This is a genomic window from Mycobacterium sp. NPDC003323, assembly GCF_053589535.1.
In genome coordinates this window covers 208,985-232,978 of sequence record NZ_JBSFSB010000002.1, presented here as the reverse complement: position 1 = coordinate 232,978, position 23,994 = coordinate 208,985, and the positions used below count along the sequence as shown (strand labels likewise).

Below are 23,994 nucleotides of genomic sequence, written 5' to 3'. Positions count from 1 at the left end.
TGGGCACGGACGTGCTGGTGAACGGTGGCACCGTGGGCAGCGATGCGCAGCAACAGCTGGGTCAGGTCGGCACCGACACCCTCGAAGCGATCGGCGGCTTGTTCGGTCGCTGAGCACACCGCAACGGCGGGCAGTGGGGATCATCCCCGCTGCCCGCCGTCGTGTTCGTGCCGAGTCCCAGGTGCGAAATGCTGCGCGATCCGCCTGTTTGCTGCGGGATGATCAGGGTACGGTGCGGATCTATCTGGACTGGTTCCGATGAGGCTCTAGGAAGCGCTTTGCCATAATCGGCAGCTAATTCGACAGGCCGCCGTGTGGGACGGATGGCCCGCCCCGCATGCGATGACGCTGTGATTGCCGACTGATCTTCAAAACCACTGGTCGAATCCAATTCGTCAGCAGGACAACGTGTTGCTGACGAAGTTCTGAAGCCGCGGCGCCGCACGCCGGAGTGGTTCGTGATGTGGCTGAGCGGCATTGCTCATGCTTTCCTTGATAGCGGAGCAAATGAATTTTTCGTTGCCGATCGGTTTGGTCGAAAATCGTCAGGGGTATGCGACGGATGCGCGACAAGCGTGAAGATGACTCGAAACCGATTTGCTATAGGGAGAAGATCATGGATCGCAAGGGCCAAGGCGTACCGACTCCGTTCAAGGGCGTGGCACTGGCAGGTGCGGCCGCGGCGGTGTCCGTGGGTATTGCTGTGGCTGGCGCCGGGACCGCTGCCGCCGACACCGACGACAACGGCAGCACCACTGCGCGGCAGAGCGCCAGCAGCGCCTCGGGCAGCACGAACGATCCCCGGGACTTCGGCCGCAACCTGGTGCGCAACCTCGGCAACTTCGGCAGCAATCTGTCCCAGAATGCCGGCCAGGTCGGAACCAACCTTCAGCAGCAACTCGGCACGGCCGGCACCAACACGCTGATCAACACCGGTACCGCAGCCGACAACCTGGTGGACAACGTCGGTGAAACCGGCGGCAATCTGGTCGACAATGCCGGTGATGCGGGCAGCAACTTGGGCGAGAACCTGGGTGATGCCGGAAGCAACTTGGGCGAGAACCTGGGTGATGCCGGAAGCAACCTCGTTGACAACGCCGGTGATGCCGGAAGCAATCTGGTCGACAATGCCGGTGATGCGGGCAGCAACCTGGGCGAGAACCTGGGTGATGCCGGAAGCAACCTCGTCGAGAACACCGGTGATGCCGGAAGCAACCTCGTCGGCAATGCCGGTGAGGCGGGAAGCAATCTGGTCGGCAATGCCGGTGAGGCGGGAAGCAATCTGGTCGACAACATCGGTGACCTCTTCCGCTGACCCCCGCTGAGCTCACCTCCGAGCTGATGCGATGGCCGTGCCGATTCACTCGGCACGGCCATCCGTCTGTCACGGCGCCGGAGTGTCGGCGTCATGCCGGTCCGCGGCGCCCAGCTTTAGCTCCCAGTGTTTGCTGTGCGGCGAGCGACCAGGGGGACCCGGGCTTTGCGGGCCCCGCCGCCGCCGCATCGCTGCCGGTGCTGTCGGCTGATTTCGAAGCCAAATACCCTGATAACTCATCTATTATCGCTGCCGTAAAAACTTGCTGTTCTTCATGATCGGCGTTATCGCTGGTCAGAAGCGCAGGGTGCGTTTCGTGGGCGTTCGGCGTAGCTGGTGACTTCCGCCCTGACCAGCAAAGCAGATCATGGTTTGAGATGTCCGCGGATCGGGCACATCACTGGCGTCAAATATGATCTGCACCACACAAACCGTGTTAGCTTCAGGCGGTTCGTTTGGTCTTTGCTGGAGGGAGACGAATCATGGATCGCAACGGGTGGGGGAAGCCCAAGCTGATCAGGGGCATGGTGCTGACCGGAGCCGCGGGGGCGATGTGCCTCGGCATGGCTGTGGCCGGTGCCGGCGCGGCATCGGCAGAGCCGTCGGCGGCGGACGCGCATGTCGCCGCGCAGCAGCGTGCCGCCGGTCTGACGCCGGAGGATATCGGCGAGTTCGGCGACAACCTGGTGCGCAATCTCGGCCGATTCGGCAGCAACCTGCAGCGCAATGCCGGTCAGGTGGGCAGCGACTTCCAGCAGAACACCGGTCAGGTGGGCAGCAACCTGCAGCGCAACTTGGGGCGGGTCGGAACCAACCTGCTGGTCAACGGCGGCACGTTCACCAACAACCTCGTGCAGAACGCCAATCGGGCCGGCAACGACCTGGCCCGCAACATCGGCAACCTGTTCGACCGCTGAATCGAGGATCCGGCCGGGGTGGCAGCGCAGGCTGCTACTCCGGCCGGATCGTTTCTTGCCCGCCGCGAACCTCGGCGATGAAGGACGTTACGGCGCTGATGTGCGGTTCGCGGACGATCGACATATGCGTGCACTCCAAGTGCCGGACCGTCAGATCGCCGGTGAGAATGCGTGGCCACAACCGCGGGTCGTCCTTGTTGAGATGGCTGAGTACCAACAGCGCTCGGCCTGCCCAGGGCTCCGGGGCGTAGCGCAAGCCGATCATCATGCCCCATTCCTCGATCGCCACCGTCTTGCGCTGCAGGTCGTCGAGGAACAGGCCGGCGAGCTTGAACTCCTTCTGATGTTGCCACCAGGATTTGGCGTCGGTCTGCATGTTCGACTCCAGCGTGACCGTGACGTCAGGAAGATCGCGGCGGGCTTTCTTGGCGGCCAGCGGTGACAACCACGGGTCGAGCATGACGAGCAGTTCGATTGTCTCGCCCTGGCTTTCGAGAATGCGTGCGGCCTCCAGCGCGATATGGGAGCCCAGCGAGTGCCCGATCAGTATGTAGGGCCCGTGCGGTTGGATGCGACGCAAATTGCGCACGTGGCGGCGCGCCGAGGCGCGGACGGACAGATCCGGGATGGCACCCTTCTCCAGGCCCTTGGGCTCCAGCGCGTACACCGCCGTCTGGTCGCCGACGTTTTCGGTCAACGGCACGAAGCACAGCGACGAGGCGCCGGCCCCGGAGAAGCAGAACAGCGGTGCGCCGGTGGTGTTCGCGGACATCGGACGCAATGCCACTGTGGTCGGCGGCAGTTCCGCTGCGCCGGTCGAGCCGGCAAGTTTGCGGGCGAACTCGGCGACCGTCGGTGCGCCGGCCAGATCGGAGGGGTTCAGCTTGACGCGGTGCACTTCGTGCACCCGGGACAGCATCGCGGTCACGGTCAGCGAGTCCCCGCCGAGGGCGTAGAACCCATCGGTGCGCCCGACCCTTTCGACGTGCAGTGCCTCGGCCCACAGTGTCGCGATGGATGATTCGTGTTCTCCGCGTGGCGGATCGAAGGATGGTCGACCCACCGGCGGCAGCGCCGTGCGGTCGACCTTGCCGCGGTCGCCGCGCGGCAGCGCGCTCAGCATCACGATATGGGCGGGCACCATATAGGGCGGCAGGTCGCGGTGCAGCCGGGTCCGCAGCTCGGCCACCGCCGGTGTACGGGCGTCAGGGTCGGCCGCCACATACGCGGCCAAGGTGGGCGTATCGGTGGTGTCGGCCAGTACCGCCGCCTCGACCACGTCCGGATAGCTCAGCAGCGTCGACTCGATCTCGGCAGGTTCGACGAGGTAGCCGCGGATCTTCAGCGTGGAACCCGCACGCCCGGACAGCACGAGGTTGCCGTGCTCGTCGAGACGGCCGATATCGCCACCGGAGTAGGTGCGCGATCCGTCGCCGTGAAATCTGAAGGTGGCCGACGATGCGACCTGATCCAGGTACCCCAGGGCCAGGTGCCGGGATGTGATCGACACCGCACCGTCGGCGGCGATGTCGATTCGCTTGTGCGGCGCGGGAACTCCGACCGGGATGACACCCTGGGGCAGTGCAGCGCCGGGCGGGATGTCGTAGCTGGCGATCGCCAATGTCTCGGTCGAACCGGCCCAGTTGGTGAAGACGGCATCGGGGGCAAGTTCGCGTGCCGACCGGACGTGGCGCGCATGTGCAGGCTCGCCGGTGGTGACGATGCGTTCCACGCTGGGCAGGGTCCGCCCCTTGGCGGCCCGGTGCAGGGCATCGACGAACGCCGGCGTGCAGGCGATGGCCTGTGCCCGCGATTCGAGGATCCGGTCGAAGGCGTCAGCGGCCGATGTCGCCTGCGGATCGACGGCGACGATCTCGGCCCCGCCGAGCAGTGCGGCGATCAACACGTTCAGCCCTGCCGCGAAACTGATCGGCATACACAGTGCAACCCTGCGGCCGTCACCGAGGCCGAAGCGGTCGTTGAGAAGTTGTGCGTCGCACTGCCACAGACCGTTCGGATGTAGGACGGCCTTGGGCGTGCCGGTGGAGCCCGAGGTGAACTGGATGCTTGTCACATCGTCGTGCGTCACACCGGCGCCGAAGTCCGGCGGTGGCATTCCCTCGGTCAGTTGCGTCGGCACCTCCACCGGCACCGGCCCGTACCCGTGTTCGGCCAGGATTGCGGTGATCTTCTGGACGCGGTTCTCCGGCATCGCGGGGTCCAGCGCCACCACCGGTGTCTTCGCGGCGAACAAGCCGAGCACCGTGGCCACGGTGGCCGGGGTCAGCGGTGCCGAGACCAGGGCGGCCGGAGTGTGCGGTCCGGCCGGCTCGGTGGGGACCGAAGCCGCTGCGGCCTGCAGCAATTGGCGATAGGTCACCGCGTCGGTGGCCGTACGCATCGCGATCTGATCACCGCGCTGCCGCGCGGTGGCGGCGAAGTGGGCCGGCACCGAGGGGTGTTCGAGGGCACGGTCGCCGAGTGCGGGGGCCTGCCGGACGGGACCGGTCGGCGGTGTGGGGGTGTCGGTGCCGGCCTCGACGGGGGAGCGCCGCCGCGTCACCCGCCGGGCGCCTACTGCGAGTGCGGCGCCCACCCCCAGTGCCGTGCCGATCGTCCGCGCGCGCCGGAGGCGGCGTTGTCGACGAGTGTCGCCTGCGTCGAGCCTTGCGTTGCTGATACGCCCGACGGCCCGGCTGAACTGCGTCATCGCTCCTACTTCTGGTGTGCTGGTTTCGTTGCTCGGCCATGGTTTCGGGACGCCTGTCATGTCGATGCGATAGCCCGAACCGTGCAAAGTTTAGCCGTACTCACCTCTGTTAGGTGAGGCATGCCTTGCCTGCATCGACCACCTATCACGGACGCACTTCCGATGGCCACGCCGGACCGGTGTGCCGGTGCCCGAGGTGTCCGTGATTGTCTGGACCTCCCGCGCAAAGCCGCCCTGCGGCGCTAGCGTTGTGCGCGTCACACTTGGACGGGAGAACACCATGCGAGCCGAAAGTGCCCCGGGCGGTAGGCCCGAACCACGCGCCGGTCGGGCCGGTCGGCTCAGGGGGCTGATCGCAGGTCTGCTCGTGGCCCTGTTCGGGGCCGTGGTGCTGATGCCCGCGAGCGCCGCCGCCGAGGGCGAGACCTACACCATCGCGACGGACACCACCTTCGCACCGTTCGAATTCCAGGATGCCAGTGGGGAATTCGTCGGCATCGACATGGACCTGATCCGGGCGATCGGCGAGGATCAGGGGTTCAACGTCGACATCAAGCCACTGGGCTTCGACGCCGCGCTGCAAGCGGTGCAGGCCAACCAGGTCGACGGCGTCATCGCCGGCATGTCGATCACCGACGAACGCCGGAAGGTCTTCGACTTCTCCGAACCCTATTTCGAGTCCGGTATCCAGATGGCGGTGCTCGAGGACAATGAGGACATCAAGTCCTACGAGGATCTGCGCGGTAAGCGCGTCTCGGTCAAGAACGGCACGCAGGGTGCGGATTTCGCGAACTCGATCAAGGACCAGTACGGCTTCGAGGTGGTGTCCTTCGCCGACTCCTCGACCATGTTCGACGAGGTGCGGACCGGCAACTCGGTGGCCGCCTTCGAGGACTACCCGGTGCTGCTCTACGCCATCCAACAGGGCAACGGCTTCAAGACGGTCACCCCGAAGGAGGATCCGACCGGCTACGGCTTCGCGGTCAACAAGGGCCAGAACGCCGAACTGCTGCAGAAGTTCAACGCTGGGCTGGAAAGTCTGAAGTCCTCGGGCCGATACGACGAGATCCTGGCGACCTATCTCGGCGAGGGCGCGGCCACGAGCGACAACTCGTTCTTCGGTCTGATCAAGAGCACGACGCCCATGCTGTTGGCCGGCCTGAAGATGACCATCATCCTGACCGTGTCGTCGATCTTCTTCGCGCTCATCCTCGGTGTCATCTTCGGGTTGGCCAGGGTGTCGCGATCGATCTGGTTGCGCGCCATCGGCACCACCTTCGTCGACATCTTCCGCGGCACGCCACTGATCGTGCAGGCGTTCTTCATCTACTTCGGCATCCCGACGGCGCTGGGCTTCCAGATGTCGGCCGTCACCGCGGGCATCATCACGCTGTCGCTCAACGCCGGTGCCTATATGACCGAGATCGTGCGGGGCGGCATCCTCTCTGTGGACAAGGGCCAGATGGAGGCTGCCCGCAGCCTCGGTATCGGCTACCTGCCGACCATGCGCAAGGTGATTCTGCCCCAGGCGATCCGGACCATGATCCCGTCCTACATCAACCAGTTCGTGATCACGCTGAAGGACACCTCGATCCTCTCGGTCCTCGGCATCGCCGAACTGACCCAGAGTGGACGCATCATCATCGCCGGCAACTACAAGGCCTTCGAGATGTGGCTGATCGTCGGCATCATCTACTTCATCGTCATCATGGCGCTGACCAAACTGTCCGACCGGCTCGAGAGGCGGCTCGTGAAATGAGTGAACTGATAACCGATGCCGCGGCCACCGAACCCGCGGGCACCGTGAAGATCCGTATCGAAGGGCTCAAGAAGTGCTTCGGTGATCTGGTGGTGCTCGACGGTATCGACACCACGATCAGCCACGGCGAGGTCGTCTGCGTCATCGGCCCGTCCGGCTCGGGCAAGTCGACGTTTCTGCGTTGTCTGAACAAGCTGGAGGACATCACCGGCGGCAAGGTGGTCGTCGACGGCTTCGATCTGACCGACCCGAAGATCGACCTGGACAAGGTGCGCCAGCACATCGGGATGGTGTTCCAGCACTTCAACCTGTTCCCGCACATGACGGTGCTCGACAATGTCACCCTCGCACCGCTGCTCACCAAGAAGATGGACAAGTCCGCCGCCGAGAAGAAGGCGCGTGAACTGCTCGCTCAGGTGGGATTGGCCGAGAAGGCCGACGTGAAACCGGCGACCCTGTCGGGCGGGCAGAAGCAGCGCGTGGCCATCGCGCGGGCGCTGGCCATGAACCCGTCGATCATGCTGTTCGACGAGGCGACCAGTGCCCTCGATCCCGAGATGGTCGGCGATGTGCTGGCGGTGCTGCGAGAGCTCGCCGAAGGGGGCATGACCATGGTGGTGGTGACCCATGAGATGGGCTTCGCCCGCGAGGTCGCGTCCCGGGTGATCTTCATGGCCGACGGCCACATCGTCGAGGAGGGTCCGCCCGCCGAACTCTTCGACAATCCGAAACATCCCCGGCTGCAGGAGTTTCTGTCGAAGGTACTCTGAGGGGCGGTGCCTGCGAACAAACCCTGGACCGGTGATCCGGTCTGGCTGCCCGCCGTGCTGCGTGACGAAGGCGTGCATCCGGTCGAGTTCCCGGGCTGGCGTTCGCGCGGCCACGGTGATTTCAAGGACATCCGCGGCGTGATGGTTCACCACACCGGGTCGGACTCGGCCAATGCCGCCTCCATCGCCTACGGCAGGCCCGACCTGGCGGGCCCGCTGTCCCAGTTGCACATCGCACGCGACGGTACGGTCACGGTGGTCGCCGCAGGTGTGGCCTGGCATGCCGGCACCGGGATGTACCCGTGGGTCCCGGTCAACATGGGCAACTGGCACCTGATCGGTATCGAATGCGCCAACAGCGGTACCAGCCCGTCGGCGCCGCATCGCCAGAACTGGCCGGACGCACAGTATCTGGCGCTGGTGCGGTGCTGCGCGGCGATCAACCGGCGGCTCGGCCAGACGGCCGCGCGCACCATCGGGCACCGGGAGTACGCCGGTCGATCGCAGGGCAAGTGGGATCCCGGCGCCATCGACATGACGGTGCTGCGCCGCGATATCGCCGAGCAGATCGGCACCGTGGAAGCCGGGCCGACACCCCGACCGCCGGTGCCGGTGGGCGAGTACGCCGATGTGCTGTTGTTCCGGGGCAGCAGCGGGCCGCAGGTGGCCGAATTGCAGCGCAGACTGAAGTACGCCTACGCCGCCTACGCCGGCGACCTCGAGATCGATGGGATTTTCGGTGTACAGACCGAAGCCGCGGTGCGCGAATTCCAGCGTCGCACGGTCGGATTGAGATCCGACGGTGTCGTCGGACCCGCAACGGCGGCCGCGCTGCGACTGCGTCTGGTGTGACCGGGCGCCGAGGTCAGTCGGCGGTGGCGGTCAGATATCCGCCGCGGCGGAAGAAATCCTTGCCGGCGTGCTCGACGCCGTCGGCGGCGCGGACCCGGGTGATCACCAGGCCGAGGTTACCGCCACGGTAGGCCGCCGGACCGCAGACGACGGCGCCGCCGCCCTCCTGCACGATGACGCGTCCGTTCGTGCCGCCGTAGTGGATCTCCGAGACGTGCGCCTCCAGCACCTCGATCCGCTCACCGCGGTAGAAGGTGAACGCACGCGGATACGGCGCCGACAGCGCACGCACCAGACGCTCGAGATCTTCGGCGGGCCATGACCAGTCGATCAGGCTGTCGCGCTCGGAGCGCTTGTGGAAGTAGGTGCGCGTCGCCTTGTTCTGCGGACGCCATTGCGGGTTGCCGGACTCCAACGCGGTCAGCGCCTCCTTGAGGGCTCCGGGGATGAGGTCGATCCCGCGTTCGACCAGTTCGGTGCCGGTGTCCTTGGGGCCGATCGGCAGTGAGTGCTGAACCAGGATGTCGCCGGTGTCCAGATCCTCGTCCATCCGGTGCACGGTCAGACCGATCTGCGCCTCACCGCTGATCAGTGACCAGATGACCGGGGAGAATCCGGTTCCCTTGGGCAGCAACGAATCATGCAGGTTCAGCGTGCCGTGCGGCGGCAGGTTGTACAGCGCAGGGGGCATCCAGGTGTACCAGCTGTTGACCACGATGACATCCGGTTCGGCGCTCCTGACCAGGTCGATGGTCTTGTGGTCGACGCGCTCGGTCAGATGAACGGGGATGCCGCGCTCGCGCGCCAATTCTTCGACGGAGTCCGAGAAGATGCCCTTGTAAGAGTCATCACTGGCCGGATGGGTGACCGCCAGGGCCACGTCATGGCCGAGATCGAGCAGGGCCTGAAGGGTCTTGACTCCCCATGTCTGGAAGCCGAACGAAACGATGCGCATCCCCGAGAACACCCTTACTTCCTAGAAGCACCTGTGAGTCACATGAGAAAACCGCGTGACCGATAACACGCACAAGCTAGCAGATATGTTTAGCCTTAGCTAACTTGCGCCGGCGAAAGGCGAGCGGCCTTGTTCACAGTTTGCGACAAGTTCTCGTCGGCGCAAATGTCAGTGGATGACAGTCCGGCGGGCTGCGGTGGGTCCGGTAGCTGAACTTGCGGCGATCAGCCCTGTTCGATGGTGTTACCGCTGCCGGACTGACTGATGACCGGCGATCCTGACCGGTAGGTGACCCGGTTCTCGAATCCCGACACGGTGATCTCGCCGGTGGATTCCGCGGTTACCGCGTTCTCGAATCCCGACACCGTTATCGCCGTGCAGTGGCCGGTCACCTCGACGGTGTTGTTGGCCCCGCTGATGATCAGGACGTTGTCATCGCAGGCCACCGTCCGCTGGGAGCCGATGCCCGTGATGGTGATCGTGCCGCCGGCCTCCGCCGGGGTGTCCGGGCCGCCCGGATCGACGACGATGGGCGGTAGCTCGGGTAGCTCGGGGATCACCGTGTCATCGGTGAGGACGCCACCGCCGCCGGAGGTTCCGGGCGTCGTCGAGTTGCTGCTGTAGAGCCAGAAGCCGACGGCACCGGCGGCGAACAGGAACAGCACGAGGACCATCGGCACGATCGCCATCCACGGACGGAAGCCCGAACCCGGGGATGTCGAGGGATACGGGGTCGCGTACCCGCCCTGATAAGGCTCGGCGCCGTACGGGGATTGGCCGTATGGAGATTCGCCATAGGGGGACTGGTAGTTCCATTGCTGGGTGGGCGGCGGCAGCGGCGGCGCGTCATAGCCCGTCCCGTACTGATATTGCGCCGGCTGCTCGGCACCGAGTTCGGTCGGTTCCAGCGCGCGGATCCGGGCCTCCGGATCGTCCTGCGGGTTCATACCGCGATGGTCGCATATCGGCAGGTGATCGGGTGGCCGGCTGAAAAAGGCTGCGGCGCCGGACCCAGGGGAAGGTCCGGCGCCGCAGTTTCGCACACCCTATGCAGGCACAGGAACTTTCTGCTGTGTCTGTTCTTCGATGCGCGGCCCATGATCATCGAGCATGGTGAGCTCGTCGAACGGGGCCTCTCCGCCCAGTACGGCGTCCACCCTGTCGTGATCGATGGTCTTGGTCCAGGATCCGACCAGCAGCGTCGCGACGGCGTTTCCGGAGAAGTTGGTCAGCGCGCGCGCCTCGGACATGAACCGGTCGATGCCGACGATCAGTCCGACACCGTCGAGCAGATCGGGGCGGTGCGCCTGCAGACCGCCGGCCAGGGTGGCCAGTCCGGCGCCGGTGACGCCGGCGGCACCCTTGGAGGCGACGATCATGAACACCAGCAGGCCGATCTGCTCGGTCAGGCTCAGCGGATCACCCAACGCGCCGGCGATGAACAGCGAGGCCATCGTCAGGTAGATCGCGGTGCCGTCCAGGTTGAACGAGTAACCGGTGGGCACCACGACGCCGACGGTCGAGCGGTCCACGCCCAGGTGTTCCATCTTGGCGATCAGTCGCGGCAGCGCCGACTCCGACGAGGACGTCGACACGATCAGCAGGTACTCGCGGGCCAGGTAGCGCACCAGCTTGAAGATCGATACACCGGCCACCGCCCGCAGCAGCACACCGAGCACGCCGAACACGAAGATCACGCAGGTCAGGTAGAAGCCGAGCATCAGGGCCATCAGCTGGGCGACGGCGGCCCAGCCGGTCTGGCCGACGACATTGGCGATGGCGCCGAAGGCGCCGATCGGGGCCAGCCACAGGATCATCACGAGCACCTTGAAGACCAGCCGCTGCAGGTGCTCGACACCGCGCAGGATCGGATCGCCGGCCGAGCCGAGCCCCTGGATCGCGAAGCCGACGAGCAAGGCGATGAACAGGGCCTGCAGCACGCTGCCCTCGGTCAGCGAGGAGAACAGCGAGGTGGGGATGATGCCCTGGACAAAGTCCATCAGACCACCGGCCTCATGGGCCTTGTCGGCCAGCTCGGCGCCCTTGCCTGCGGTCTCGGTGACGTTCAGGCCGGTGCCCGGATGCAGCAGATTGCCGACCACCAGGCCGATCGCCAACGCGAAGGTGGACATCGCCAGGAAGTACACGAAGGCCAGGCCGCCGACCTTGCCGACGGTCGCGGCTTTGCGGACCGAGCCGATGCCCAACACGATGGTGCAGAAGATGACCGGCGCGATCATCATCTTGATCAGGTCGACGAACATGGCGCCCAGCACGCCGACGCTCTTGCCGACCTCGGGGGCGAGGATGCCGACGGCCACGCCGGCAACAACGGCGATGATGACGGCGATGTACAGCCAGTGGGTGCGGTCGCGCTTCTTCGGCGGCGCGGCGTCGTCGGCCGCCGCAGTTTGTGGGTTGGTCATGTAAGGATGGTCGGCCAGGGGGTGAGCCAGGTCACGTTTTAGTTCATTTCGTTCACGGGAGGTGTGCACCGATGGTGGCCGGCCGTATTGCGCGCTGGTCGCTGGCCGGTCAGGCGATCGCCCTGCAACTGCTGGTCATCGCACTGATCGTGGCCGCCGGCAGCGCGCTGGCAGTGTTCGATGCGCGCCGCGACGGCGATGCCGCCGCCGAACAGCAGGTGCTGGGTATCGCGACGTCGCTGGCCGATTCGCCGTCGACCGCGCAGGCCATCGTCGACGGCGACGCCACCGCGGCCCTGCAACCGGTCACCGAGTTGGTGCGCAGGCATACCGACATCGCCTTCATCACCATCATGGCCCCCGACCGAACCCGGTACACCCACACCGACCCGGATCAGATCGGCGGCAAGTACATCGGCACCATCGAGCCTGCGCTGCGCGGTGAATCGTTCACCGAGGTCTACACCGGGACACTGGGACCGTCGATCCGTGCGGTGGCGCCGGTCCACGACGGCGACGGACGGGTCATCGGACTGGTGGCCGCGGGAATCCTGCAGACCAGCCTGGCCGATCGGTGGCGCGCTCAATGGCCCATCATCGCGACCGTTGCGCTTGGCGCGCTTGCCGTCTCGTTGTTCGGGGTGTGGGGGATCCGGCGCCGGCTGCTGCGCCAAACCCGCGGTCTGCGGCCCGACGAACTGCGCATCATGTACGACCACCACGACGCCATCCTGCATTCGGTGTCGGAGGGTTTGATCGTGATCGACCGCGAGGGGGTCGCACTGGTCAACGACGAGGCCCGCCGACTGCTGGGACTGCCAGAGGGGCGCGTCGCCCAGACCGACCTCCCGGCGTTTCTGCGCACCTACAACCCCGGGGCCCGTGACGAGATCCACCTGACCGACGACCGGGTGCTCGTGGTCAACCGCTCGTCCGTGCAGTCCGATGACAACGGCTCCGAGGTGGTGACGATCCGTGACCGCACCGAATTACAAGGCGCCCTCGGCGAATTGAGCTCGCTGAAGGTTCTCACGGACTCGCTGCGCGCGCAGGCGCACGAGGCGGCCAACAAGCTGCACACCATCGTCACGATGGTCGAGATGGGCCGGGCCGAGGATGCGGTGGCCTTCGCGACGGCCGAACTGGAACTGTCCCAACGACTCGTCGACAGGCTCTCGGCCGCGGTGGGGGAGCCCGCGCTGGTGGCACTGCTGCTCGGCAAGACCGCGCAGGCCGACGAACGCGGCGTCGAACTGACCGTCACCGAGGACACCGGCCTGCCGGCCGACACCGACGAGTTGTTGCTCAACGGCCAGGAAATGGTCACCGTGTTGGGCAATCTGATCGACAATGCGATGGATGCCTGCGACCGTGATGACCCGTGGGTCGAGGTGACGGTGCACCAGGACGATGATCGCCTGCTGATCCGGGTGGCCGACAGCGGTCCGGGCATGGACGGCGAGACCTTCGAAAAGGCAATGCAGCGTGGCTATTCCACCAAGTCGGACGACGATGTCGCGGCGCACGGGCTGGGTCTGGCGCTGGTGGCGCAAGTGGTGAAGAAACACCACGGGACGCTGACCGCGGACGTGACCTACGGTTCGGTGGTGACGGTGACGGTGGCGCGGACATGATCAAGGTCCTGATCGTCGAGGACGAACCCCTGATCGCCGAGGCACACAGAACCTATCTCGGCCGGATCGACGGGTTCTCGGTGGTGGCGGTCGTCCATACCGCACGCGATGCCATGCGGGTGGCCACCGACGCGACGGCCTCCGAGCGCCCCGTCGACCTGGTCCTGCTCGACATCGGACTGCCCGATGCCAGCGGCATCGCCCTGGCCTCGGCGTTATCGGGTTTACAACCGGCGCCCGACATCATCACCATCACCTCCGAGCGCGATCTGGAGATGGTGCGCGCCGCGGTCGGACACGGGGCATTGGCGTATCTGCTCAAACCGTTCACCTTCGCCGCCTTCCGGGACCGGTTGCAGCGGTATCAGCGTTACCGCCAAGCACTTCCCGCCGGCACCGACGCCGCGAGCCAGGACGAGGTGGACCGTGCACTGGCCGAGTTGCGGGTCGGCGCGGGGCGCACGGTCGCGCCGAAGGGCGTCGCACCGGGGACCAATGACGAGATCGCCCGCGCCGTGCGTGATTCCGCCGAAGGGGTCACCGCCGATGCGGTCGCCAAGCAGGTCGGCGTGTCCCGGGTGACGGCGTGGCGGTATCTGGAGCGCCTGGCCGACGAGGGCACCGTCACCCGCAACACCGATTACGGGAAGGCGGGGCGGCCCAAGACGCGTTATCAGTGGCGCTGAGATTGCGGGGTTCAGCGACGATGCAGCCCATTTGCGCAACGAAGCGACCTCGGGCGCCTGCGCGGGCGACACACGCGCGGCAAACGGCCAACAGCTTCCCAGCAAATGCCTGGGTCGGCATTTATGATTTCTGCGACCGGTGTCCGAAAGGCTTGCTGTGCAGACGACGGGGCTGATGAATCGGCGGCATCCGCCGCTGGTCGTTCTTGCCGTCTCGGCGGCGTTCCTGGCCGGTGTGCCCGCGGTCGGCGCGGAGCCGCAATCGGCCGCCGAGGCAAATTCTGTGACCGTCACCGTCAACACCGGCAGCCGAGATCTCAACGTGCGTTCTGCGCCGTCGGCCGACAGCCAGAAGATCGGTGCGCTGCGCAACGGGGCGCGCGTCGTGATCACCTGCCATGCGCGCGGCACCGTCTTCTCGGGTGGTCCCTACGACGTGTCGACCGACCTGTGGAACCGGCTCGCCGACGGCGGTTACGTCACCGACGCCATGCTGGACACCGGCTCCGATGATCCCGTCGTACCACCGTGCGCCACCGAGTCGATGCGAGTGGCCGAGTCGCGTGCGACGGGCAGGACGGCGACGGCCAATCCGGGGGACAAGGGCACCGCGGTGTGGGGAGCGCTGGAGAAGTGGTACTTCGCCTCGGGTGAGCAGGCCTATCCCGCGCTGCGCGGAGCACCGCGCGATCTTGCCCGGTCGGCTCGCTCGGCAGGGTGGACCGTGGTCGACGAGCCACAGGACCGGTCACTGGTGATCATTCCGCCCGGCGTGCTGGGCGCGCCCGATGCCGGTCACGTCGCCTGGGTCGATACGACCTCCGATCGTGCGGACGGTGTGTATCTGCGGATCACCGAAATGGACGCTGCCGGTAGTGGATCGAGCATCTGGTCCGGGCGCACCGTCAAGGCGCAACCGGGAATGTCCTACATCCTGTTGCCGTGATGCTCGGGCTGATTCCCCAGCAACGATGGCCGGTGGATGGGTGCAGCGCGCCGGTCGGCGACGCGGCCGAAATTTGCTGATCAGCCCGCTGTGATCTGCCGCTCACTTTGCGCCTGACCACTGAGGAAATGTTGTGGGACAGATGAGGTTCGGCGCCTGAATGACGTTAGCCATGTGGCTTCAAGGCCTGTTCGATGATGGTCGGGCAATTTGCCAGAAGAAGGTCACAACTGCATAACAATCTTTTTCTGAGGGATGTCTGAGAGGTTGCCGGGCGGCGAACTCGTAGCGCGCCAAGATCAGCGTTTCGGTACGGTTTTTCGTCGCTACACTCGGCTCAGTACGCGCTCACGTCGAGCGCCTTGGCGTAATCAAGTGCCGGTGTCGCCACCCGGCGGAGGTGTTGAAGAGATGGCAAGTGTTTTCGTGCGTGCAAACGCCGCTGCGCTGAACGACTCGCAAACCGCTTTCGCAGGCTCGGTCGCGGTCGATCGCGGTCCCATCGGTGCCGTGGCGGCCAACGCCGACACCATTGTGGTGGCGAACTACGGCGATGACAGCCTGACCGTCGTGCGCCCGCACACCGTGGCCGGTCCGTCGACGGTGGTTATCGACGGTGAACCCTTCGCCGTCACCCTGACCGACGACCGTGCCTTCGTCGCCACCAGCGCGGCCGAGGCGGACGCGCTCGTGGTGGTCGACATCCGCACCAACTCGGTCATCGGCAGCTACCCGCTGGCCTTCGGCGTCACCGCGCTGGCCGCCAGTCCCGACGGCAAGCGGGGCTACGTCGCCCGCGCCGGACACGACCACGCCGACATCGCCGTGGTGGACACCACCGCAGACCGCGTGGGCACCATCGACATCGCGACCGGCGCCGCCACCTCGATCGACGGCCTGGCCGTCGATCCGGCCGGGCGCCGCCTCTACGTCGGCGTCACCACTCCGGTCGGCAGCCGAGTGATGGTCGTCGACACCGAGACCACCCAGGTTCGCCGATCCATCGCCATCGGCGCGCCGATCCGCGACCTGGCCGTCGCCGCCGACGGCACCGTCTACGTGCTGTCCTCGGGACTGGACAGCCGCGGTGTCATGACGGTCATCGATCCGGCGACGCTAGCGGTGACCGGAGCCTTCGCCGCAGGCACGCTGCCCATCCAGATGGCGATCTCCGCCGACGGCGCGCGCGCCTACATCGTCGACTACGACCAGGTGTCCGTGCTGTGCACGCTCACCCGCGAGATCGTCGAGACGATCACCGTCGGAACCCGCCCGACCGCCGCGGCGTTGAGCACCGCCGGCGACCGGCTGTATGTGGCCGACATCGACGGCCAGATCACCGCGCTGCGGGTGCCCGCCCCGACACCGATGTACTCGCCGTTCGACGCGGCGGCATTCGGTGACGTCCGGGAACTCGCACAGGTCTGACCCGTCAGCGGGTGCAGTCCAGCGATACCGAGATGGACTGACTGACCACGATCTCGACGAGATCGTCGGAGTCGTGTTTTCCCCAGCCGCCGTCCTCGACGCGGACCAGCCGGGTCACCTGCTGTGGGTTGCGCACACTGGTCACCACGCATCGCTCCAGTGGCGCGCTGCCCACCCGGTCGACATTGACCATGTATCCCTGCGCCTCGAGCCGGCCGATGGTCTCGATGGCCGTTTCGTCGGCGACGGCCGGGGCGACCGGACTAAGCAGCACCGCCGCGGCCGCAATCGTCATCGTCCATAGCGTGCGCATGGCGAACTCCTCGCGCCCGACCTGCTGGATACATCGTCGTCGACGCCGAGTTCGTTGCATCACTGTTTAGGTCCGCGCCAGATGGCAATGCAAGGAGGCATGGTTACCGACAACGCCGATACCGAATCCGCCAACGATCTCGGCGGCGCCGACGACATGCTGAGCCCCATGGAAGCCACCGACTCCGATGACGTGCTCAACGATGACGGTGACGAGGTCGTCGACCCGCCCGAGGACTGGAGCGGTGTCGACAAATTCGGCATGTCCGCCGAGGAACAACGTGCCGGCGAGACGCTCGATCAGCGCCTGGCCGAAGAGGAACCCGATGTCGTGCCCGAGGCCGTCGACAGCCGAGACGCCGCGGATGCCGCCGGCGCGGACACCGTGATCGAGGGCAGCGATGTCGCCGAGGGCGCATCCGGGGTGCATCACGGCCAGATCGACGGAGCACCCGAGGACGGCGAATCCCTGTTCCCCGTGGTCGAAGACGTGACGCGAAGGAGCGATGAACCATGAGCGAGGACAATCTGCCCATCCCGGACTACGACCAGATCTCACTCGGCGATCTGCGCCACCGGATCCGTGCGCTCGACCTCGAACAGCTCACCGCGGTGCTGACCCATGAGGCGGGCCATGCCGCCCGGGTGCCGGTGCTCGAAGTGTTGGAGGCCCGGCAACGCGAACTCGAAGCGGGCGCCGCCCCGTCGCCGGGAAACCCGGCCAACGCGCCGGGAGTCGAAGGCACGCCGGGAGGGTCACCGGTTCAGGAATCGACCGCCGCACAGGGCACGACCCCGCTGCGCCACGGGGTGGCGCAGCAGACACCGAACCGGGGAAAGCCCTAACGCTCGGCGCGCTGATAGGCGGTCACCACCGCCGCCCCACCCAGGCCGATATTGTGCTGCAGCGCGGCCTCGACGCCGGAGACCTGCCGCTTGTCGGCGGTGCCGCGCAACTGCCAGGTCAATTCGGCGCACTGCGCCAAGCCGGTCGCACCCAACGGATGTCCCTTGGAGATCAGTCCGCCCGACGGATTGACCACCCACCGACCGCCGTAGGTGGTGTCGTCGTCATCGATCAACGCCGGCGCTTCACCAGGGGCGCACAGTCCCAGCGCCTCGTAGAGCAACAACTCGTTGGCGCTGAAGCAGTCGTGCAGTTCGATCACCTGGAAGTCCTGCGGACCCAGCCCGGACTGGTCGTACACCTGGTGCGCGGCTTGGACATTCATGTCATAACCGATGATGTTCGCCGCACTGCCGTCGAAGGTGGAGGTGAAATCGGTGGTCATCGCCTGGCCGACGATCTCGACGGCCTGCCCGGCCAATCCATGCTGATCGACGAAGGACTCACTGGCCAGGATGGCCGCGCCCGAGCCGTCGGAGGTGGGCGAGCACTGCAGTTTGGTCAGCGGATCGGAGATCAACTTGGCGGCCAGGATGTCGTCGAGGGTGTACTCGTCCTGGAACTGCGCGTACGGGTTGTTGACCGAGTGCTTGTGGTTCTTGTAGCCGATCTTGGCGAAATGCTCCGCGGTGGTGCCGTATTTCTTCATGTGCTCGCGACCGGCTGCGCCGAACATCCACGGCGCCACCGGGAATCCGAACTCGTCGATCTCGGCCAGCGCCTTCACGTGCTTGCCCAGCGGCGATTCGCGGTCCTGCGCCCCGCCACCCAGTGACCCCGGCTGCATCTTCTCGAAGCCCAGCGCGATCGCGCAGTCGGCCAAACCGCCCCGGATGGATTGCGCGGCAAGGTAAAGCGCCGTCGACCCGGTGGAGCAGTTGTTGTTGACGTTGACGATCGGGATACCGGTCATGCCGAGCTCGTAGAGCGCGCGCTGTCCTGAAGTCGAGTCCCCCGAGCAGTAGCCGACGTAGCCCTGCTGGACCTGCTGATAGGAGATGCCGGCATCCTCGAGCGCCTTGGTGCCCGATTCGCGTGCCATGTCCGGATAGTCCCAGCCCTCGCGGCGGCCGGGCTTTTCGAACTTGGTCATCCCGACCCCGACGACGAACACACGATTCGGCATGGCTGTCCCTTTCGCTACATTGCGGTTCAGGTCAACTTAGCCGAACGCGCCGGCGTGCTCCGGGCAGTAGTAGTCCACCGAATTGACTATGAACGCCGCGGCCTGACGGGCGTTGACCCCGGTGTAGTCGATGATGTCCAGTCCGATGTCGGTGGCGCTCAGTCCGGAATCGAGTTCACTGCACACCTGATAGGCATTGGCGATGACCTCGCCTGCCGACTCGTAGCCGATGCCCTCGGCACGTAGATCGGCCAGGAAGGCCGAATCGGCCGCCGAGGTCACCGCGCCCGCGACGCCGGACGTGCACAGTCCGATCGTGCCGGCGGCCAGTGCGAGGCCGGTCAGCTGGAGCAGGCGCGTGGTGCTGGACATGTCGTGCTCTCTCCCGTGTCTGGCGAATGTGTGCCGACAGGGTCCAACGACGTCCTTGAAGGATTCTTGGGACGCGGCTCAGCCGTAGGCCAGCCACCATTGGTGCAGTTCCTCGATGGTGCCGCCCTGCGCATTGCCCAGCAGCAGTCCGTCGTTCCTGGTCCAGGTGATGTCCGGGCCGCCGTCGTACGTGCCGCAGGCGATCGACCCCTCGGCCGTGCCCGGGGTGTCGGTGTAGTGCCAGGTGGTCGGGGAGACGCGGTCGCTGCCGGGGCAGGCGAACAGTTCCGAGTTCTCGTCGATGGCGTCCTCGAAGTTGGCCCGCAGCGTGCCCTGGTCGCTGAACAGCGAGTAGCGCGATGCCGCCGGACCGCCGGGCAGGCTGGACTGGCCGCAATCGGCCGTCGCCAGCGCGCCGCGGACGGGCGGCACCACCGGCTGGCAGACGCCGGGGTCATAACCCTGCGGCAGCATCCCGAACAGCCGGTCCTGCATGGCCGCCGGATCGGGGGTACGGGTGCGCGAGGTAGGGGTGGTGGTCTCGGCGGCGGCCGACGCACTGGTGCTCGGCGCGGCCGTCCTGGTGTCATCGGGCTGCACCAGCAGGAAGATCCCGACGGCACCGAGGACCAGGATCAACACCGCCGCGGCGGCGGCGATCGGGACCCACGGCGTCTTCTTTCCCGCCCGCGCGGGCCCCGGTGGCCGGGGTGCGGCGTTCCAGGTGGGACCGGAGGCATGGAACGGCGCCGGTGTCGCGCCCGGCGGTGGCGTGCCGAACGGCGGTGGCGTGGCCCCGAACGGAGGCGGCGGAATCGGGCCCGGCCGGATACCGATATCCGCCGCCCGATCCTGGTCGCGCATGCTCAACGCGTCGGTGGCGGCGGCGGCCAGATCGCCGGCACTGGCGAAGCGGTCGACGGGCTTCTTGGCCATCCCGCGGGCGATCACCCGGTCGAACGCGGGCGGAATCCCGGGCCGCGTCTGGCTCGGCAGCGGGATCGGCTGCATCAGATGCGCGGTGATGACCATGCTCACGCTGTCGCCCGGGTAGGGCTGGGATCCGGTCAGGCACTCGTGCAGTACGCACGTCAGCGCGTAGACGTCGGCCCGGTAGGTCACCTCGTCGCTGGTGAATCGCTCCGGCGCCATGTAGGCGTAAGTGCCCACCGCCGTACCCATTTCGGTCAGCTTCTCGTCACTGGCGGCGTTGGCGATGCCGAAGTCCACCAGGTAGGCGAAATCGTCCCGGGTGATCAGGATGTTCTCCGGCTTGACGTCGCGGTGCATGATGCCGCTCTCGTGGGCGGCGTCGAGCGCCGAGGCGATCTGGCGGATGATGGCGACCGCGCGGGCCGGTGTCATCGGCCCGTAGCTCTTGAGGATCGTGCGCAGGTCCGCACCGTTGATCATCCGCATGTCGACGTACAGCACACCGTCGATCTCGCCGTAGTCGTGGATGGGCACCACATGCGGTTCCAGCAGTCGGCCGGCCGAATGCGCCTCGCGCTGCAGTCGTTTGCGGAACACCGGATCGTGGGACACGCTCTCGGGCAGCAGCTTCAGCGCGACGATGCGGTCCTTCTCGGTGTCCTCGGCCTCGTAGACCTCGCCCATGCCGCCGCGTCCGATGAGACGGCGCAATCTGTACCGGCCGAAGTCGGTACCGACCCGCGAAGTCGGCTCACTCATCCACCTACCCCTGTCAGCTCATCGGCCCATCACCCTAACCGGTTCGCAGGCCGCTCACCGCAGGAGATCAGTCCGCCGCGAGGATCTCGAAGACGAACTCGTGATCGCAGATCCGGATGCGGTCGCCGTGGTTGAGGGTGGCCGTCCCGCGGATGCGGCGGCCGCTGACCTCCACCCCGTTGGCCGACCGCAGATCGGTGATCACGAAACTGGTCCCGGTGTCGATGAGTACGGCGTGGTGACGGCTGACACTCACATCGTCGAGCACGATGTCGTTGTCGGGTAGTCGGCCGATCCGCGTCGCCGCGGCCGCCAACGGGAAGACCCGGCCGGTGGCGGCCCGGATCTGGGCGGGCGCCGGCGGTGACCCGACCGCGGTGCGCAGGTCGATGCGCGAGATCTGGTGCACGGCGGTGGTGCGCGCGGCCTGTCGCACGTTGAGCGGTTCCTGCCGCAGAATCCGTTCGGACAGCGCGCGCGCCGTCGGGCCGGGGTCGATACCGAGATCGTCGGCCAATGTGGTGCGCAGCCGGTGAAAGGCGTCCAACGCGTCGGACTGCCGGTCGCTGAGGTAGTACGCGGTGATCAGCTGCGTCCACAGCGGCTCGCGATAGGGATGCTCGGCCACCAGTGCCTCCAGCGAACCGATGACGGCATACCCGCGGTTGCAGGCGATCTCGGCCTCGGCGTGGGCGGTGTGCACCATCACCTTGTCCTCCATCAGGGCGGTGGCGAACGGACTGACGAACGCGAAATCGCGCAGATCGTCGAGCACCGGTCCGCGCCACTGCGCCAGGGCGTCGGCCAGATGAATGCCGGCCTGTTCGAAACGGCCGTCCGCGGCGGCCTGCACGCCGGCGTTCTTGGCCGCTGCGAACCGGCCGATATCGCATTGCGCCTCGGTGACGCTCAGTCGATAGCCCGGCGGCGCGCCGGCCAGCACGCTGCGGCCGTCGGCACCGGAACGGCCGATCAGCTTGCGCAGGTTGGACACGTAGGAGTGCAGGCTGGCCTTGGGCTCCGGCGGCGGATACTGCTCCCAGGCGGCGGCGGCCAGTGAGTCGCTGCTGACCGGCCGGTTCCGGCTCATCACCAGCATCGCCAGTACCGCGCGCTGTTTCGGTGTGCCCAGCGGCACCGGGGCGCCGTCGACGGTGAGTTGCAACGGTCCGAGCACCCCGAAATCCAGGCCCTCGCTGTTCATGATCAACGATTGTGCCCGGATGCCGCCTGAGCCGGCCCGGAAAGTGGTAGAACGTGTTCTAGTTTTGCGGAAGGGGTGACGATGGCATTGCGGGTCGTGCAGTGGGCCACCGGCGGGGTGGGAGTGGCCGCCATCAAAGGGGTGCTCGAACATCCCGACCTCGAACTCGTCGGCTGCTGGGTGCACTCGGCGGCCAAGGACGGTCGCGATGTCGGCGAACTGATCGGAGTTGAACCGATCGGCGTCCGCGCCACCTCCAGCGTCGAGGACATCCTGGCGCTGGACGCAGATGCCGTCATCTACGCGCCCCTGCTGCCCGACGCCGATCAGGTGGCCGCGTTGTTGCGGTCGGGCAAGAACGTCGTCACCCCGGTCGGTTGGGTGTACCCGAGTGAGAAGCAGGCCGCGCCGCTGCGCGAGGCCGGCCTGGCCGGCAACGCGACGCTGCATGGCACCGGTATCGCGCCCGGTGGCATCAGCGAGAAGTTTCCGATCCTGTTCTCGGTGATGTCGACCGGCGTCACTTTCGTTCGCGCCGAGGAGTTCTCCGACTTGCGCACCTATGACGCCCCCGATGTGGTGCGGCACGTGATGGGTTTTGGCGAGACACCGGACAAGGCGCTGTCGGGTCCCATGCAGAAGCTGCTCGACGGCGGCTTCATCCAGGCGGTCAAGATGTGCGTCGACTCCTTCGGGTTCGCCGCCGATCCCAAGATCGTTGCGCGGCAGGAGATCGCCGTCGCCACCGCCGCGATCGAATCACCGATCGGCACGATCGAGCCCGGTCAGGTGGCCGGCCGCAAGTTCCACTGGGAGGCCCTCGTCGGGGACACGGTGGTGGTGCGGGTGACGGTCAACTGGCTCATGGGTGAGCAGAACCTGGATCCGGCATGGGATTTCGGCCCCGAGGGGCAGCGGTACGAGATGGAGGTCCGCGGCAACCCCGATTTCAAGGTCGCCATCACCGGATTTCAGGGGCAGGTCGGTGAAAAGGGACCCGAGCCCGGCGTCGTCGCAACCGCCGCGCACTGCGTCAACTCGATCCCCGCGGTGTGTGCGGCCCCACCGGGGGTGGCCACCTATCTGGACCTGCCGCTGTTCGGCGCCAAGGCCGCACCGTCGCTGCGCCGGGGATGAAGCGGCGCGCGCTGGTGCTGGCCGGCGGTGGGGTAGCCGGAATAGCTTGGGAGACCGGCGTACTCGCCGGGATAGCCGCGCAGGCACCCGATACCGCCGACGCGCTGCTGGCGGCCGACGTACTGGTCGGCACCTCGGCCGGGTCGGCGGTCTCGGCGCAGATCGGCAGCGGCACCGCCATCGGGGACCTGTATGAGCGCCAGCGCGCCGAGCACACCCGCGAGATCGATCCCGGTGTCACGATCGACGAGTTGACCGCGGTGTTCCTCGATGCACTCGGTGGGTCGGGCGGGACGGGAGACCGACTGCGGCGCATCGGCCGGGTCGCCCTGGCCGCCGACACCGTGCCCGAGAGCGTGCGGCGCGCGGTGATCGAGCACCGACTACCCGCTTTTGACTGGCCCGACCGGGACGTGCGCATCACCGCGATCGACACCGCCACCGGCGAACTGGTGGTTTTCACCCGCGAATCGGGGGTATCGCTGGTCGACGCCGTGGCCGCCAGTTGTGCGGTGCCGGGCGCCTGGCCGCCGGTGACGATCGCGGGCCGCCGCTACATGGACGGCGGCGTGGCCAGCAGCGTGCACATGCCCGTCGCGGCGGACTGCGACGCGGCTGTGGTGCTGGTACCCGCCGGCGTCGACACGCCCTCGCCGTTCGGTGACGGCACGGCCGCCGAGATCGAGGCGTTCGGTGGTGCGACATTCGCGGTATTCGCCGATGACGACGCGCTGACAGCCTTCGGCAGCAATCCGCTGGACCCGGCATGTCGTCGACCGTCGGCGAGCGCCGGGCACGCGCAGGGGCGTGCGGTGGCGGCCGCGCTCACCGAGTTTCTGGCCTGAC

The 23,994-nt window shown here is 66.8% G+C and carries 22 protein-coding genes; 13 read left to right on the top strand and 9 right to left on the bottom strand.

Annotated features, from left to right (window positions below):
* The first annotated feature begins 616 nt into the window (after positions 1-616).
* On the top strand, positions 617-1,315 hold the full coding sequence (locus ACWDUN_RS07865; protein WP_449926943.1) for a hypothetical protein: 699 nt from the start codon (positions 617-619) through the stop codon (positions 1,313-1,315).
* A 482-nt stretch (positions 1,316-1,797) separates the two neighbouring features.
* Positions 1,798-2,232 carry a hypothetical protein gene (locus ACWDUN_RS07860; protein ID WP_449926940.1) on the top strand — a complete coding sequence of 145 codons (435 nt, stop codon included), beginning with the start codon at positions 1,798-1,800 and terminating at the stop codon, positions 2,230-2,232.
* A gap of 34 nt (positions 2,233-2,266) precedes the next feature.
* Here ACWDUN_RS07860 and ACWDUN_RS07855 read toward each other — a convergent pair whose 3' ends face one another.
* Positions 2,267-4,942: an alpha/beta fold hydrolase gene (locus ACWDUN_RS07855; protein WP_449926937.1), complete on the bottom strand. Its 2,676-nt coding sequence runs from the start codon at positions 4,940-4,942 to the stop codon at positions 2,267-2,269.
* Between the two features lie 280 nt (positions 4,943-5,222).
* On the opposite strand from ACWDUN_RS07855, the gene ACWDUN_RS07850 reads away from it, so the two are divergent.
* From ACWDUN_RS07850 to ACWDUN_RS07840, 3 genes are read left to right on the top strand one after another with little or no spacing between them, the layout of a single operon-like run.
* Entirely contained in the window at positions 5,223-6,701 is a 1,479-nt protein-coding gene (locus ACWDUN_RS07850) for an amino acid ABC transporter substrate-binding protein/permease (protein ID WP_449926935.1), read from the top strand.
* Positions 6,698-7,471 carry an amino acid ABC transporter ATP-binding protein gene (locus ACWDUN_RS07845; protein ID WP_449926932.1) on the top strand — a complete coding sequence of 258 codons (774 nt, stop codon included), beginning with the start codon at positions 6,698-6,700 and terminating at the stop codon, positions 7,469-7,471. Before ACWDUN_RS07850 ends, ACWDUN_RS07845 begins: the two co-directional genes overlap by 4 nt.
* Positions 7,472-7,477: 6 nt before the next feature.
* Positions 7,478-8,323, top strand: coding sequence for a peptidoglycan recognition protein family protein (locus ACWDUN_RS07840; RefSeq protein WP_449926929.1), 846 nt, complete (start codon positions 7,478-7,480; stop codon positions 8,321-8,323).
* 13 nt (positions 8,324-8,336) lie between these two features.
* Here ACWDUN_RS07840 and ACWDUN_RS07835 read toward each other — a convergent pair whose 3' ends face one another.
* From ACWDUN_RS07835 to ACWDUN_RS07825, 3 genes are all read right to left on the bottom strand, one after another.
* Positions 8,337-9,278 (bottom strand): methionyl-tRNA formyltransferase, encoded by a 942-nt coding sequence (locus ACWDUN_RS07835; RefSeq protein WP_449926926.1) that lies wholly within the window; start codon positions 9,276-9,278, stop codon positions 8,337-8,339.
* A gap of 224 nt (positions 9,279-9,502) precedes the next feature.
* Positions 9,503-10,225 carry a DUF3060 domain-containing protein gene (locus ACWDUN_RS07830; RefSeq protein WP_449926923.1) on the bottom strand — a complete coding sequence of 241 codons (723 nt, stop codon included), beginning with the start codon at positions 10,223-10,225 and terminating at the stop codon, positions 9,503-9,505.
* A 99-nt stretch (positions 10,226-10,324) separates the two neighbouring features.
* Positions 10,325-11,704: a cation:dicarboxylate symporter family transporter gene (locus ACWDUN_RS07825; protein WP_449926920.1), complete on the bottom strand. Its 1,380-nt coding sequence runs from the start codon at positions 11,702-11,704 to the stop codon at positions 10,325-10,327.
* A gap of 71 nt (positions 11,705-11,775) precedes the next feature.
* On the opposite strand from ACWDUN_RS07825, the gene ACWDUN_RS07820 reads away from it, so the two are divergent.
* From ACWDUN_RS07820 to ACWDUN_RS07805, 4 genes are all read left to right on the top strand, one after another.
* On the top strand, positions 11,776-13,338 hold the full coding sequence (locus ACWDUN_RS07820) for a sensor histidine kinase (RefSeq protein ID WP_449926918.1): 1,563 nt from the start codon (positions 11,776-11,778) through the stop codon (positions 13,336-13,338).
* Positions 13,335-14,024, top strand: coding sequence for a response regulator (locus tag ACWDUN_RS07815; RefSeq protein WP_449926915.1), 690 nt, complete (start codon positions 13,335-13,337; stop codon positions 14,022-14,024). The genes ACWDUN_RS07820 and ACWDUN_RS07815 overlap by 4 nt, the downstream gene beginning before the upstream one ends.
* A 139-nt stretch (positions 14,025-14,163) precedes the next feature.
* Positions 14,164-14,970: an amidase gene (locus ACWDUN_RS07810; protein WP_449926912.1), complete on the top strand. Its 807-nt coding sequence runs from the start codon at positions 14,164-14,166 to the stop codon at positions 14,968-14,970.
* A 411-nt stretch (positions 14,971-15,381) separates the two neighbouring features.
* Entirely contained in the window at positions 15,382-16,398 is a 1,017-nt protein-coding gene (locus ACWDUN_RS07805; protein WP_449926909.1) for a YncE family protein, read from the top strand.
* 4 nt (positions 16,399-16,402) lie between these two features.
* Here ACWDUN_RS07805 and ACWDUN_RS07800 read toward each other — a convergent pair whose 3' ends face one another.
* On the bottom strand, positions 16,403-16,711 hold the full coding sequence (locus ACWDUN_RS07800; RefSeq protein WP_449926906.1) for a hypothetical protein: 309 nt from the start codon (positions 16,709-16,711) through the stop codon (positions 16,403-16,405).
* A gap of 99 nt (positions 16,712-16,810) precedes the next feature.
* On the opposite strand from ACWDUN_RS07800, the gene ACWDUN_RS07795 reads away from it, so the two are divergent.
* Both ACWDUN_RS07795 and ACWDUN_RS07790 read left to right on the top strand, forming a co-directional pair.
* On the top strand, positions 16,811-17,227 hold the full coding sequence (locus tag ACWDUN_RS07795) for a hypothetical protein (RefSeq protein ID WP_449926904.1): 417 nt from the start codon (positions 16,811-16,813) through the stop codon (positions 17,225-17,227).
* Entirely contained in the window at positions 17,224-17,556 is a 333-nt protein-coding gene (locus ACWDUN_RS07790; protein WP_449926901.1) for a hypothetical protein, read from the top strand. The genes ACWDUN_RS07795 and ACWDUN_RS07790 overlap by 4 nt, the downstream gene beginning before the upstream one ends.
* Here the strand turns inward: ACWDUN_RS07790 and ACWDUN_RS07785 are convergent.
* The 4 genes from ACWDUN_RS07785 to ACWDUN_RS07770 form a co-directional block, all read right to left on the bottom strand.
* Positions 17,553-18,743 (bottom strand): lipid-transfer protein, encoded by a 1,191-nt coding sequence (locus tag ACWDUN_RS07785; protein WP_449926898.1) that lies wholly within the window; start codon positions 18,741-18,743, stop codon positions 17,553-17,555. The genes ACWDUN_RS07790 and ACWDUN_RS07785 overlap by 4 nt on opposite strands.
* Positions 18,744-18,779: 36 nt before the next feature.
* Complete coding sequence (locus ACWDUN_RS07780; protein WP_449926894.1) at positions 18,780-19,115, bottom strand: DUF732 domain-containing protein; 336 nt, start codon at positions 19,113-19,115, stop codon at positions 18,780-18,782.
* Positions 19,116-19,193: 78 nt separating this feature from the next.
* On the bottom strand, positions 19,194-20,807 hold the full coding sequence (locus tag ACWDUN_RS07775) for a serine/threonine-protein kinase (protein WP_449926891.1): 1,614 nt from the start codon (positions 20,805-20,807) through the stop codon (positions 19,194-19,196).
* A 67-nt stretch (positions 20,808-20,874) separates the two neighbouring features.
* The gene (locus ACWDUN_RS07770; protein WP_449926888.1) at positions 20,875-22,011 is read right to left on the bottom strand and encodes a BTAD domain-containing putative transcriptional regulator; all 1,137 of its coding nucleotides are present in this window, start codon (positions 22,009-22,011) and stop codon (positions 20,875-20,877) included.
* Positions 22,012-22,092: 81 nt separating this feature from the next.
* On the opposite strand from ACWDUN_RS07770, the gene ACWDUN_RS07765 reads away from it, so the two are divergent.
* Positions 22,093-23,148, top strand: a complete 1,056-nt coding sequence (locus ACWDUN_RS07765; RefSeq protein ID WP_449926885.1) for an NAD(P)H-dependent amine dehydrogenase family protein — start codon at positions 22,093-22,095, stop codon at positions 23,146-23,148.
* Positions 23,145-23,993, top strand: coding sequence for a patatin-like phospholipase family protein (locus ACWDUN_RS07760; RefSeq protein WP_449926882.1), 849 nt, complete (start codon positions 23,145-23,147; stop codon positions 23,991-23,993). The genes ACWDUN_RS07765 and ACWDUN_RS07760 overlap by 4 nt, the downstream gene beginning before the upstream one ends.
* Position 23,994: the final 1 nt, after the last annotated feature.